Source organism: Nocardia sp. NPDC004711, assembly GCF_053601595.1.
Window position 1 is genome coordinate 1 of sequence record NZ_JBSGCB010000109.1, and the last position, 13602, is coordinate 13602.

The window sequence follows — 13602 nt, forward strand, 5'->3', positions numbered from 1 at the left end:
AAGCAGTTCCTCAACGGCCGTATGCAGGGCCCGATCGGTATGTCGGAGGAGAAGGACGAAGCCCAGATGGCCCGCGAGCAGGCCATGTTCGACTCTGGTCACCACGCCGGTGGCGCGGAGGAGATCGAGGGCATCATCCCGCAGATGCGGGCGCAGCCGGGCATGCCGGTGCGTGGCGCGGTGGGCCGTCGCCGCGAGCGGGTCCGCCAGATCATGCATACGCTGCCGCCGGCCGCCCAGGAAGCCATTCGCGAGTCGATGGCGCAGAACGGTGATGAGGCCGACACGCAGGTGATGCCCGCGTATCAGGGTGGCTACGACGCCACGGTTCGACAGAACCTGACTAACGGGTAACATACGCGGCGTGAATCCCACCCTGACGCGACTGCGCACCCCGGTCGAGTCGGGACTTGCCCAGGCCGGCAACATATTCGCACTCTTCCTGGACGTGTTCCGGAAGACATTCCGCCGGCCCTTCCAGTGGCGGGAGTTCATCGAACAGTCGTGGTTCATCGCGAGTGTCTCGATCCTTCCCGCCGCTCTGGTGGCAATCCCGTTCGGCGCCGTGGTGGCCCTGCAGACCGGCTCGCTCATCAAGCAGCTGGGGGCGGAGAACTTCACCGGCGCGACCAGTGTGCTGGCCACCGTGCAGCAAGCTGCACCGGTCGTCACCGCGCTGATCATCGCCGGCGCCGCCGGCTCGGCCGTGGCCGCCGATCTCGGCTCGCGCACCATTCGCGAGGAGATCGACGCCATGGAGGTACTGGGCATCGATCCCATCCAGCGCCTGGTGGTTCCGCGTGTGCTGGGCATGATGCTGGTGGCCTTCCTGCTCAACGGCCTGGTCTCGGTCGTCGGCATCTGCGGCGGCTACTTCTTCAATGTCGGGCTGCAGGGCGGCACCCCGGGCGCGTACCTCGCGTCCTTCTCCGCCCTCGCGCAGATCCCCGACCTGGTCATCGGCGAGATCAAGGCCCTGATCTTCGGCGTGGTGGCGGGCGTGATCGCCGCCTACAAGGGCCTGCATCCGAAGGGGGGACCGAAAGGAGTGGGTGACGCGGTGAACCAATCCGTGGTGATCACGTTCCTCGTTCTGTTCTTCCTGAATCTGATCCTCACCCTGATCTACCTTCAGGTCGTCCCCGCAAAGGGCGCGTGATCCATGGTTGTTTCGCAGCGCACCACCGTCTTCTCCCGGTCGGCGCGCCGGGTCAGACCGGCGCTCATGGCGCCGGTCGACCTGGTCGACAAGGCCGGCGATCAGATGTCGTTCTACTCCCGGGCGATCGGCGCGATCCCGAAGACGATCGTGCACTTCCGCAAGGAGGTCATGCGGCTGCTGGCCGAGGTGACCTTCGGATCGGGCGCCCTCGCCGTCATCGGCGGCACCATCGGCGTCATCGTGTTCATGTCGGCCTCGGTCGGTGTGGTCGTCGGCCTGCAGGGCTTCAAGGCCCTCGACGCCCTGGGCTCCGGTGTCCTCACCGGCTTCCTGACCGGGTACATCAATACCCGCGAGCTCGCGCCGCTGGTCGCGGCACTGGCACTGTCGGCGACGGTCGGCTGTGGCTTCACCGCGCAGCTGGGCGCCATGCGGATCTCCGAGGAGATCGACGCGCTCGAGGTGATGGCGGTGCCGTCGGTGCCCTTCCTGGTGACCACGCGCGCCATCGCCGGCTTCCTCGCCGTGATTCCGCTGTACGTGGTCGGCCTGCTGGGCACCTACCTGGCCTCGCGGATGATCAGCATCTACTTCAACGGGCAGTCCAGTGGTTCCTATGACCACTACTTCAGTCTGTTCCTGCCACCGGAGGACGTGCTCTATTCCTTCGTGAAGGTGCTCGTCTTCGCGTTCGTGATCATCCTGGTGCACTGCTACTACGGCTACAACGCCAGCGGCGGTCCCGCGGGCGTGGGTGTGGCCGTGGGCCGCGCGGTGCGTGCCGCCATCGTGCTCATCAACGTGCTCGATTTCTTCCTGTCCCTGGCGATCTGGGGTACGACCACGACGGTGCGGGTGGCGGGATGAACGGTCGGCGGCCGGAGGCGGCAGCTTGCGTAACCAGGCAGGCCGTCCGTTCATCCCGGATGGAGACAGCATGAGCGACCCGCAGCGTGTGCAGTTCTGGCGTTCCACCGAGAAACTGCGCAGCCGTACCCTCGGCGTGCTCTTCTTCGTGCTGGTGGCGCTGTTCCTGTGGACCACCATCGCCATCTACAACAAGCAGTTCGTGGACACCGTCCGGGTCAACCTGATCACCGACACCGTCGGAAACGCGCTGACCCGCAACGCGGATGTGAAGGTCCGCGGCGTCACCGTCGGCGAGCTGCGGTCGAGCTCCTACGACGGCAAGAACGTCACGCTGGATCTGGCCATCGACCCGGGCAAGGCCGACAAGATTCCGTCCAATGTGACCGCCCGCCTGCTGCCCAAGACGCTGTTCGGTGAGCGCTACATCGATCTGGTGTGGCCGGAGAGCCCGCAGGGCCATCTCACCGCGGGCGTGACCCTGCGCCAGGACACCAGCGGCAACGCCGTCGAGGTGAGCCAGCTGCTGGACCACATCCTGCCGCTGCTGCAGGCGATTCCCCCGCAGTATCTGTCCTCCACGCTGGGCGCGCTGTCCAACGCGCTGCAGGGGCAGGGCGAGGAGCTGGGCCGGACCATCGACCGGCTCGACGACATCGTCACCCAGGTCAACGGTGAAATGCCGGCGCTGCAACAGGATCTGAAGAGCCTGGCCGACGTGGCGACCACCTACGCCGATGCCGCGCCCGAGCTGGTGTCCGCGCTGGACAACCTGCGCACCACCAATGCCACCATCGTGCAGAAGCGTTCGCAGGTCGACACCCTGCTGGCGACGCTGACCCCGAGCGCCTCGACCACCGCCGACTTCCTGGTGGCCAACCGCGACAACATCATCGACGTGGCGGCGGACTCGCGGCCCGCGCTGGAGGCGCTGGCCAAGTACTCGCCCAGCTACAGCTGCGCGCTGGCCGGTTTCGCGGAGCTGAAGCCGCGCATCGACCAGATCTTCGGCAAGGGCACCAATCTGCCGGGCTCGCGCGTGACCATCCAGATCGTGAATCCGCGCGGCCGCTACGTGCCCAACCAGGACGAGCCGCGCTGGTTCGACCCGCGTGGGCCGCTGTGCGTTCCGATGTACCCGCCGTTCACCGACCCGGGCCAGTACACCGACGGTTCCGCCAATGATGGTTCCTACCAGCCGCCGAGCCGTAATCCGGGTGACCAGAACGTCGGCCGCGTGCCGGAGCCGCAGTACAAGGTGTACGGCCCGCAGGCGCCGACCACCGCGTACTCACCGCAGGAGGCCCAGGCCCTGGGTGCGATCTACGGTGCGGCACACGGAGTTTCGCCCGAACAGGTGCCCACCTGGGTGACCAAGATCGCCGCCCCGGCCTTCCGCGGCAGTGAGGTGAGCGTCAAGTGAAGGATCTGCTGCGCGGCCTCGGGCCGACGCTGACCAAACTGATCGCCTTCATTCTCGTCACGGTCTTCCTGACGGGTGTGCTGGCGCTGACCATCGCCAACTACGGTGGCGGCGGTACCAAGTTCAATGCCCGGTTCACCGATGTGACCTCCCTGAACAAGGGCGACGAGGTGCGCGTGGCCGGTGTCCGGGTGGGCAAGGTGACCAATGTGTCCATCGTGGACAAGCGCCTGGCCAATGTGGAATTCGAACTGACCGACCGGGATTGGCTGCCCGCCTCCACCACCGCGACCATCAAGTACCGGAACCTGGTGGGCCAGCGCTACATCGCGCTGGAACAGGGCACCGGGCAGCAGGGCCGCAAGATGAACAAGGGCTCGACCATCCCGCTGGAGCGCACCAAGCCGGCGGTCAATCTGACCGAGCTGTTCAACGGCTTCCGGCCGCTGTTCCAGACCCTCACCCCCGAGGACGTCAACAAGCTGTCGTCCGAGATCATCCAGGTCTTCCAGGGCGAATCCGGCACCATCGCGGACCTGGTGGCCAACACCGCCTCGCTCACCAACAAGGTGGCCGACAAGGACGCGGTGATCGGTGAGCTGATCAAGAACCTGAATGCCGTGCTGGACAGCATCAATTCGCGCGGCGACCAGCTCGACCAGCTGATCGTCAATACCGAGGCGCTGGTCACCGGGCTGAACGCCGATCGCGGCACCATCGGCTCGGCGGTCACCTCGCTCGGCAACCTGGCCTCGGCCACCGCCGACCTGCTGGTCCCGGTGCGGCCGAACCTGCAGGGCGCCATCGCCGGTCTGAACCAGCTCACCGGCACTCTCAACGACCGCAAGGACGAGGTCGACGAGGGCCTGACCAACCTGCCCATCAAGATGGAGAAGCTCGGTCGCGCGGCGTCCTACGGCTCCTGGTTCCAGTTCTATCTGTGCGGCATCGACATCGTCGCCGGACCGGGCATCAAGGACGCGCCGCAGCTGAACTTCCCGCCCGCACTGCAGAACATGCCGACTGTGAACCAGCCGATCTACACGAATCCGGCCCCGCGCTGCCATGGGAAGGGAGGCCGCTGATGGACGACCGCGCTGTATTGGGCAAGCGCAGTCCGGCGTTCATGGGTGGGCTGGGCCTGATCCTGGTGCTGCTGGTGACCCTGTCCGCGTTCAACCTGGACAAACTGCCGATCATCGGCGCCGGCATCAAGTACACCGCCGAGTTCTCCGAGGCCGCGGGCCTGAAGAAGGGCAACGAGGTGCGCATCGCCGGCGTCAAGGTCGGCGCGGTGTCCGATGTCCGCCTCGACGGCAACAAGGTGCTGGTGGACTTCCGCACCCAGGATGCCTGGGTCGGGGACGAGTCCACCGCCTCGATCCAGATCAAGACCCTGCTGGGGCAGAAGTACCTGGCACTGGATCCCAAGGGCACCAAGGTGCTGAACCCGTCGGACCGGATCCCGCTCTCGCGCACCGTGTCGCCCTACGACGTGGTGGACGCGTTCAGCGACGCCGCCAAGAACATCGAGCAGACCGACACCGCGCAGCTGGCGAAGAGCTTCACCGTGCTGTCGGACGCCTTCTCGGCCACCCCGCCGGAACTGCGCAGCTCCATCGACGGCGTCGCCCGGCTCTCGGAGACGCTGGCCAAGCGTGACGATCAGCTCAAGAAGCTGTTCGCGGCCACCAAGACCACCACCAAGGTGCTGGCCGACCGCAACCAGGAGTTCGAGCGGCTCATCGCCAACGGCGGCGAGCTGCTGGCCGAGCTGAACGTGCGCCAGCAGGCCATCCACCAACTGCTCACCGGCGCGAAAACCGTTGCGGCGGAACTGACCGCGCTGGTCAAGGACAACGAGGCCCAGATCGGCCCGGCGCTGACCAACCTCAACAAGACCATCGACCTGCTCAACGACCACCAGGCCGACCTGTCCAAGACCCTCACGCTGGCCGCGCCCTTTTACGGGCTCTACTCCAACGTGCTGGGCAACGGCCGCTGGTTCGACGCGGTCATCACGAACCTGATTCCGCCCGCGCTGCCGGACATCCCGGGTGACCGCCAGCCGATCCGAAAGATGGGAGGTTAACTCGTGGCGAGCAATCCGCTGTCCGCCCTGCGTGGCGCCAGCACCAAGAGCAAGATCATCGCCGGAGTGACCGTCCTGGCGGTGGTGCTCGGGGGTGTCGCGTGGTGGAGCTTCGATCGGCTCAACACCACCACCATCACCGCGTACTTCGACAAGTCCATCGGCATCTACAAGGGTTCCGACGTGCGCGTCCTCGGCGTGCCGGTGGGCCGGGTGGATTCGGTGGACCCGCAGGGCGACGTGGTCAAGGTCGTCATGAAGGTCGACCGCGGCTACGACATCCCCGCCGACGCCAAGGCCGCCCAGATCACCCCCTCGGTGGTGTCGGACCGGTACATCCAGCTCGCGCCCGCCTACAAGGGCGGACCGAAGATGGCCCGCAATGCCACCATTCCGAAGGATCGCACCGCGACCCCGGTCGAGGTGGACCGGCTCTACAACAGCATCACCGAACTGTCGAAGGCACTCGGCCCGGAGGGCGCGAACAAGCCCGAGGGCGCCACCGGTGAAGGCGCGCTGAACCAGCTGGTGCGCACCGGCGCGGCGAATCTCGCCGGCAATGGCGACGCGCTGGGCAACAGCTTCACCCAGCTGTCCAAGGCCGCGCACGCGCTCTCCGATTCGCGCACCGACATTTTCGACACGGTCAAGAACCTGCAGACCTTCGTGCAGACCCTGGCCGACAACGACGCGCAGGTGCGGACCTTCAACACCCAGCTGGCCTCGCTGGCCGGGTTCCTGTCCGACGAGCGCCAGACCCTTGGCCAGGCGCTGAACCTGCTGTCGGTCGCGCTCGGCGATGTGGCCCGGTTCATCGACAACAACCGGGACCTGGTGCAGTCCAACGCCGATGCGCTGACCAAGCTCACCCAGACCCTCGCCGACCAGCGCGACGATCTGGCCAAGGCGCTGCCGCTCATCCCGACCGCGCTGAGCAACCTGATCAACGTGCACAACGGTGAGTCCGGCACGCTCGACATGCGTCCCAACTTCACCGACCTGCAGGATCCGTTCGGCGTCATCTGCAAGATGCTGGACCTGGGCAAGCTGCGTCCCGGCGACCCCAAGTTCGACGCCATCTCGCGTCAGCTGCAGCCGATCCTGAACAACTGCAAGGTGATCACCGATCAGCTCACCGCGGGCGTGAAGACACCCTCGCTGGTGCTGCCGTTCGGCATTCTCAGCGGCGAGAACGAGCAGCACAACACGGTCCCCGGCACCGTTCCCGGCACTCCGTCCGACCAGCTGCCGCCGTCGCAGCAGGAAGGTGGGCAGCGATGAGCGCCAACCGGATTCGCGGCGGCCGGGTCCGGCGCACCGCCCTCCTGGCCACCTCGCTGGGCGCGGTGACGCTGATGGCGTCCGGCTGCGGCGCGGACAGTATTCCGCTGCCCGGCGGCCCGAACATCGGCAAGCACCCGCTGCACCTCGACATCCGCTTCTCCGACGTGCTGGACCTGGTCCCGCAGTCGTCGGTGAAGGTGGACGGTGTCGCGGTGGGCCGGGTCGACAAGATTCGCATCGCCCCCGACAACGCCTGGGAAGCCAGCGTGCAGGTGCTCGTCGACGACAGCGTGAACCTGCCCGCCAATGCCCACGCCGAGGTCAAGCAGACCAACCTGCTGGGTGAGAAGTACATCGAACTGTCCGCTCCCGCAAAGGATGCCGATTCCGCGCGGCTGAAGGACGGCGCCAGGATCCCGGTCGAGAACACCCGCACCGCCACCGAGGTGGAGCAGGTGCTGGGCGCGCTGTCGCTGCTGCTCAACGGCGGCGGCGTGGCGCAGCTGCAGCCGATCGTGGTGGAGCTCAACAAGACTCTGGGCGGCCGCGAAGGCAAGGTCCGGGACCTGCTGAGCCAGGCCAACACCCTGATCAAGGGCCTCGACGACCAGGTCGACAACATCACCCGCGCGCTGGACAGCCTCGACACGCTGACCAGCCGGGTGGGGCAGCAGACCACCCAGATCTCCAAGATCCTCGACGAGCTGCCGGGCGGCATCAAGATCCTCAACGAGCAACGGCCGCAGCTGATTCAGCTGCTGGGCCAGCTGGATCGGGTGGGGCAGGCCGGATTCGACGTGCTGAACAAGTCCAAGGACAACCTGATCACCGACCTGTCCTCGCTACGGCCCACGCTGCAGGCGCTGGGCGCGTCGGCGGGTGACCTGGTGACCGCGTTCCCGCTCATCCCGACCTACCCGTTCCCGGACGAGGCCATCAAGTCCGCGTTCGGCGGTCAGGTCAACACCTGGCTCTCGGTGGACCTGCAGATCGGCACCCTGCTGTCGAATCTCGGTGTGGGCAAACAGGATCCGCAGTACCTGCCGCCCGCGGGCCGCCAGGTCAACGTGGATCCGACCAACCCGTACTACAACGGCAACGGGCCGCGCGGCGGCTGGCCGACGGTCTCGCTGCTGCCGCTGCCGCCCACCGTGGCGCGGCCGATCGGGCAGCCGGGACCGACCGATCCGCTGGGATCGATTCTCGAGCAGCTGGGAGTGGGTGGTCCGCGATGACTCGTCTGGTGCGTAATCAGCTGATCGCCTTCGCGGTCATCGCGGTGCTCGGCGTCGTGTTCGTCGGCGCCAAGTACGTGCGGCTGGACAATATGCTCGGCTTCGGGCTGTACAAGGTGAAGGTGGAGGCCGCCGAAACCGGCAACCTGTCCAAGGGCGCGGAGGTCACCTACCGCGGTGTCCCCGTCGGCCGGGTCGGCGACCTCGACGTCACCCCCGACGGCGTGCTCATCACCCTGGAGATGAACTCCGGCAAGCCCAAGGTCCCCGCCAATGCCAAGGCGGTGGTGGCCGACCGCTCCGCCATCGGTGAGCAGTACGTGGACCTGCAGCCCACCAGCGCCGGCGGGCCGTACCTGAAGGACGGCTCGGTCATCGTCGGCGCGCAGCTGCCCGTCCACGTCGAGGAACTGCTCACCAGCGTGGACCACTTCGCGAGCACCACCGACCTGAAGGCGCTGTCCACCACCATCACCGAGCTGGGCAAGGCGTTCGACGGCAAGGGCGACGACCTCAAGATCCTCGTCGACTCGCTCAACAAGTTCAGCGCCACCGCCAGCGGTGACAACCTGCAGCAGACCCTGGCCCTGATCCGCTCGGCTCGCACCGTGCTGGGCACCCAGGCCGAGCAGTCCCCGGCGATCCTGCAGTTCAGCGACGGCCTCGACAAGCTCACCGCGCAGCTGAAGTCCAACGACCCGGATATCCGCCGCCTCATCGGCACCGGCACCGACGCGGGCTCCGCGATCCAGCACCTCCTGCAGGAGAGCGGCCCGGCGCTGACCAAGGACCTCACCAACCTGCGCACCCTGCTGCTGGCCATCTCGCCGAAGTTCTACGCCCTCGGCCCGGTGCTGCAGATGCTGCCGCTGCTGCCGCTGGGTGGCTCGTCCACCGCACCCGGAGACGGCACCACCCACTTCGGCCTGGTGCTGGAGACCAACAACCCGCCCGCCTGCACGGTGGGATACGAAGGCACACAACGGATTCTGGACCAGATGAAGGCCCAGAATCCCAACTTCGACGACACCCGCGACGACTTCCCGCTCAATACCCAGGCCGGGTGCGCGGTGCCGCAGGGCAGCGAGACCGACGTCCGCGGCGCCAGTCGCGCGGAGCTGGCCGACCCCAGCGTCGGGCAGCCCTGGGACGACAAGCCGAAGTACGACCCGGACAAGCTCAACCTGAACCCGGTGGCCACCCAGCTGGCCACGCTCATGGGCGTCACGCCCAAGCACTGACCGAGCTGCCCGGCACGCTCCGGGCAGCGAGATGGCACACAGTCCCAGCCAGGGCGCGAAGAGAGGAAAGTATGGTGGCGGCGTGAGTCAGCACAAGGACAGCGAATCGGGGGCGAACCTCGAGAAGCCGGCAACCTCGCCGGTTCCCGAAACAACCCCGGACGCGTCCTCGGCGGACGTCGCGCCGGAGCCGGCCGCATCCGAGACGGAGTCGGCCGAGTCGACCGCCGTGCCGGAGTCGGCCGAATCCACCGCCGAGCCGGCCACCGTGCCGGACGAGCCCACTGCGCCGGAAGAGCCCACTGCGCCGGCCGCTGTGCCGGACGAGCCCGCTGAGCAGGCCGCCGAGCTGCCGCCGACACCCGGCGCCGCCAGCTCGGACCCGCGGAAGCTCGTCACCGTCGGCGCGGCCGCGCTGCTGGTGGTGTCGGTGATCGCCGCCGCCGTGGTCGGATTCGTCTGGTTCGGTGACGCCAAGGACAGCTCCCGGGCCGATGCCCGCGACGCCGTCCTGACCGACGCCCGCCAGGCCGCCGTCAACCTCATGTCCATCAACCCGGACGACATCGACGGGTCGCTGGCGAACATCCGGTCATCCATGACCGGTGAGCTGCTCAAGCAGCAGGAGGACGGGCAGGATCAGCTCAAGCAGACCGCCCAGGACTCCAAGACCCGCATCGCGGCCGCCGTCGAGGGCGTCACGGTCACCGCGCTCAACAGTGAGCTCGACCACGCCTCCGCCTTCGCGGTCCTGAAGATCACCCGCAGCTGGCCCGGTGGCCAGCCCGCGTCCTTCCGCCAGCTGTGGACCCTCGACCTGGTCAAGGTCGGCAGCACCTGGAAGGCCGAGAAGGCGCAGAACCTCGGCGAGCCGGTGCCCCTGGGCTCGGCCGCGCCGCAGCAGGACGCGCCCCAGCAGCCGACTTCGACCCAGCCCACCCCCAAGCCAGGCAACTAGGAGGGAGTGACCATGGCCAACCGGAAACGACCCGTCAACCGCGTCACCCCGCGCCGCCCGGCCGCCCAGCGCGGCACCGCGTCGCGCACCACCGCCGCCGACGTCCAGGCCGGGAGCACTGAGCGGAAGACCACGAGCGCCCGGTCCACCTCCGAGCGTTCGGATCGGACCGCGTCGCGCACCACCCCGCCGCGCGGTCCGGGTCTGTCCAAAGACGGTGCCCCGCAACAGTATTCCAAGCCGACCGGCCAGGGCGGATTTTGGCGTAACTGGGGTGTCGCCACGGTGTGCGCAGCGCTCTCCGCGCTGCTGCTGGCCTTCGCGATCGCCGGTGCCGTGCACCACTGGGTGAGCAAGCCCGATTCCGACTCGGGCAATCTGGCCTACGTCGACAACAGGGCCACCGACGAGGTGAAGGCCGCCGGCGACCACGCGCTGACCACGCTCTACGGCTACAAGGCCGCCGAGATCGACAAGTGGAAGGCCTCGGTCAACTCGGTGCTCACCGACAAGATGCAGAAGGACTTCGCCAAGTACGTCGACACCACGGTCGAGACCATCAAGCAGACCCAGACCGACACCGACGTCAAAACCGATCCGATCGGCGTGACCCTTCTCACCGGCGACCGTGCCGAGCTCCTGGTCAATCTGAACATCTCCGCGGTCAAGGACGGCAAGCCCGAACCCCTCGCCTCGGGCCCGATCGTGCTGCGCATGCAGAAGGTCGGCGGTCACTGGCTGGCCGCCGAGATCACCGACAAGTAAGCGCCTCCCGCCGTCGCATGGCGGTGTCTTTCCGGCATCGCACGACGTCGGAAGGTGATCTTGTAGGGGGACAGGCGATCTCGCGATTTGTCAACTCGGGCCGCCACTTGACGAGTTTCGTCCGACCCGTCACGCTATTCACAACAGCGGCGGCTGTCACAGGGGACAGAACGCCGGCGAGGGTCTTGCGAACGCAGCCAGCGGACTTGCGGCCCGGCCGGAAAACCGTGTGGAGACCGTCACTCGGCTGTGGTGATATCGGCGTTCTGATCGCCGGGATATCGACACGGACACACCGGGGCGAAGTTGCCGCCCACGGATCGCCACGGGTGGTACTTTGACACCCCCGTAGGTTTGGGTGTAGTTTTGGACGTTGCGCTGGCTGCCTCCTGTCCATACCTCGATCGCATCACGAAAGTTCCACCTTCCGGTGTTACTTCCGCTGTTTGCTGTTCGGGTTTCGTTCGGGTCGTAACCAGCGGAATTCGTAGCAGACAAGCGACGGTCGCGGACCACCACGCGACGCGCGTGAGGTGCTGGAAGGACGCATCTTGGCAGTCTCCACCCAGACCAAGGCCGGTATCCCCGGAGCCCCGAAGCGGGTGTCTTTCGCGAAGATTCGTGAGCCCCTGGAGGTTCCCGGACTTCTCGATCTACAAACCGAATCGTTCGCCTGGCTGGTCGGTTCAGCAGACTGGCGTGAGCGTGCCATCGCGCGCGGCGACGTCACCGATCCCGTCGGGGGCCTCGAGGAGGTGCTCGAGGAGCTGTCTCCGATCGAGGACTTCTCCGGCTCCATGTCGCTGTCCTTCTCCGACCCGCGCTTCGAAGAGGTCAAGGCCTCCATCGAGGAGTGCAAGGACAAGGACATGACCTACGCGGCGCCGCTGTTCGTGACCGCGGAGTTCATCAACAACAACACCGGTGAGATCAAGTCTCAGACGGTCTTCATGGGTGACTTCCCGATGATGACCGACAAGGGCACGTTCATCATCAACGGCACCGAGCGCGTCGTCGTGTCGCAGCTGGTCCGTTCCCCGGGTGTGTACTTCGACGAGTCGATCGACAAGTCCACCGAGAAGACGCTGCACTCCGTGCGTGTCATCCCGTCGCGCGGCGCGTGGCTGGAGTTCGACGTGGACAAGCGCGACACCGTCGGCGTCCGCATCGACCGCAAGCGTCGTCAGCCGGTCACCGTGCTGCTCAAGGCGCTGGGTATGACGACCGAGGAGATCACCGAGCGCTTCGGCTTCTCCGAGATCATGATGTCCACCCTCGAGAAGGACTCCACCCCGGGTCAGGACGAGGCGCTGCTCGACATCTACCGCAAGCTGCGTCCGGGCGAGCCGCCGACCAAGGAGTCCGCGCAGACCCTGCTGGAGAACCTGTTCTTCAAGGAGAAGCGCTACGACCTGGCTCGCGTCGGTCGCTACAAGATCAACAAGAAGCTCGGCCTGAACCTGGACAAGCCGGTCACCGGTTCGACGCTGACCAAGGAAGACATCGTCGCGACGATCGAGTACCTGGTCCGCCTGCACCAGGGCGATCGCCTGATGACCGCCCCCGGCGGCTCCGAGGTCCCGGTCGACGTCGACGACATCGACCACTTCGGCAACCGTCGTCTGCGGACGGTTGGCGAGCTGATCCAGAACCAGATCCGCGTCGGTCTGTCCCGCATGGAGCGCGTCGTGCGTGAGCGCATGACCACCCAGGACGTCGAGGCGATCACCCCGCAGACCCTGATCAACATCCGCCCGGTCGTGGCGGCGATCAAGGAGTTCTTCGGCACCTCGCAGCTGTCGCAGTTCATGGACCAGAACAACCCGCTGTCGGGTCTGACCCACAAGCGCCGTCTGTCGGCGCTGGGCCCGGGTGGTCTGTCCCGTGAGCGCGCCGGCCTGGAAGTTCGTGACGTCCACCCGTCGCACTACGGCCGCATGTGCCCGATCGAGACCCCGGAAGGCCCGAACATCGGCCTGATCGGCTCGCTGTCGGTGTACGCGCGGGTCAACCCGTTCGGTTTCATCGAGACCCCGTACCGCAAGGTCGTGAACGGCCGCGTCACCGATGAGGTCAAGTACCTGACCGCCGACGAGGAGGACCGCCACGTTCGCGCGCAGGCCAACTCTCCGGTCGACGCCGACGGCAACTTCCTCGATGACAAGGTGCTCGCGCGCCGCGGCAACGAGGAGATGGAGTTCGTCGCGCCGACCGAGGTGACCTTCATGGACGTCTCGCCGCGCCAGATGGTGTCGGTCGCGACCGCCATGATCCCGTTCCTCGAGCACGACGACGCCAACCGTGCCCTCATGGGCGCGAACATGCAGCGTCAGGCCGTGCCGCTGATCCGTTCCGAGTCGCCGCTGGTCGGCACCGGTATGGAGCTGCGCGCCGCCGTCGACGCCGGTGACGTGGTCGTGAACCAGAAGGCCGGTGTGGTGGAAGAGGTTTCGGCCGATTTCATCACCGTGATGCACGACGACGGCACTCGCCGCAGCTACCGGCTGCGGAAGTTCGAGCGTTCGAACCAGGGCACCTGCGCCAACCAGCGTCCGATCGTGGACGAGGGTATGCG

11 protein-coding genes and 1 pseudogene are annotated in these 13602 nt (G+C 66.9%); all 12 read left to right on the forward strand.

What is annotated here, in order from left to right; translation table 11 throughout:
- A pseudogene (locus tag ACWEKS_RS46930) lies at positions 1 to 354 on the forward strand (ABC transporter ATP-binding protein); the annotation flags it as partial.
- Positions 355 to 364: 10 nt separating this feature from the next.
- Entirely contained in the window at positions 365 to 1159 is a 795-nt protein-coding gene (locus ACWEKS_RS46935) for an MlaE family ABC transporter permease (RefSeq protein WP_354850753.1), read from the forward strand.
- Positions 1160 to 1225: 66 nt separating this feature from the next.
- Positions 1226 to 2029, forward strand: a complete 804-nt coding sequence (locus ACWEKS_RS46940) for an MlaE family ABC transporter permease (protein ID WP_354850825.1) — start codon at positions 1226 to 1228, stop codon at positions 2027 to 2029.
- Between the two features lie 70 nt (positions 2030 to 2099).
- Positions 2100 to 3452 carry an MCE family protein gene (locus ACWEKS_RS46945; protein ID WP_452346176.1) on the forward strand — a complete coding sequence of 451 codons (1353 nt, stop codon included), beginning with the start codon at positions 2100 to 2102 and terminating at the stop codon, positions 3450 to 3452.
- Between the two features lie 8 nt (positions 3453 to 3460).
- Entirely contained in the window at positions 3461 to 4537 is a 1077-nt protein-coding gene (locus ACWEKS_RS46950; protein ID WP_452346184.1) for an MCE family protein, read from the forward strand.
- Complete coding sequence (locus ACWEKS_RS46955; protein WP_452346177.1) at positions 4537 to 5544, forward strand: MCE family protein; 1008 nt, start codon at positions 4537 to 4539, stop codon at positions 5542 to 5544. Before ACWEKS_RS46950 ends, ACWEKS_RS46955 begins: the two co-directional genes overlap by 1 nt.
- 3 nt (positions 5545 to 5547) lie before the next feature.
- The gene (locus ACWEKS_RS46960) at positions 5548 to 6825 is read left to right on the forward strand and encodes an MCE family protein (protein WP_452346178.1); all 1278 of its coding nucleotides are present in this window, start codon (positions 5548 to 5550) and stop codon (positions 6823 to 6825) included.
- On the forward strand, positions 6822 to 8063 hold the full coding sequence (locus ACWEKS_RS46965; protein ID WP_452346179.1) for an MCE family protein: 1242 nt from the start codon (positions 6822 to 6824) through the stop codon (positions 8061 to 8063). Before ACWEKS_RS46960 ends, ACWEKS_RS46965 begins: the two co-directional genes overlap by 4 nt.
- Positions 8060 to 9304 carry an MCE family protein gene (locus tag ACWEKS_RS46970; protein ID WP_452346180.1) on the forward strand — a complete coding sequence of 415 codons (1245 nt, stop codon included), beginning with the start codon at positions 8060 to 8062 and terminating at the stop codon, positions 9302 to 9304. Before ACWEKS_RS46965 ends, ACWEKS_RS46970 begins: the two co-directional genes overlap by 4 nt.
- A gap of 82 nt (positions 9305 to 9386) precedes the next feature.
- Positions 9387 to 10262 carry a hypothetical protein gene (locus ACWEKS_RS46975; RefSeq protein ID WP_452346181.1) on the forward strand — a complete coding sequence of 292 codons (876 nt, stop codon included), beginning with the start codon at positions 9387 to 9389 and terminating at the stop codon, positions 10260 to 10262.
- Positions 10263 to 10274: 12 nt separating this feature from the next.
- Complete coding sequence (locus tag ACWEKS_RS46980; RefSeq protein ID WP_452346182.1) at positions 10275 to 11027, forward strand: hypothetical protein; 753 nt, start codon at positions 10275 to 10277, stop codon at positions 11025 to 11027.
- 533 nt (positions 11028 to 11560) lie between these two features.
- The coding region (gene rpoB, locus ACWEKS_RS46985) for a DNA-directed RNA polymerase subunit beta (RefSeq protein ID WP_452346183.1) at positions 11561 to 13602 on the forward strand (2042 nt) is incomplete at its 3' end.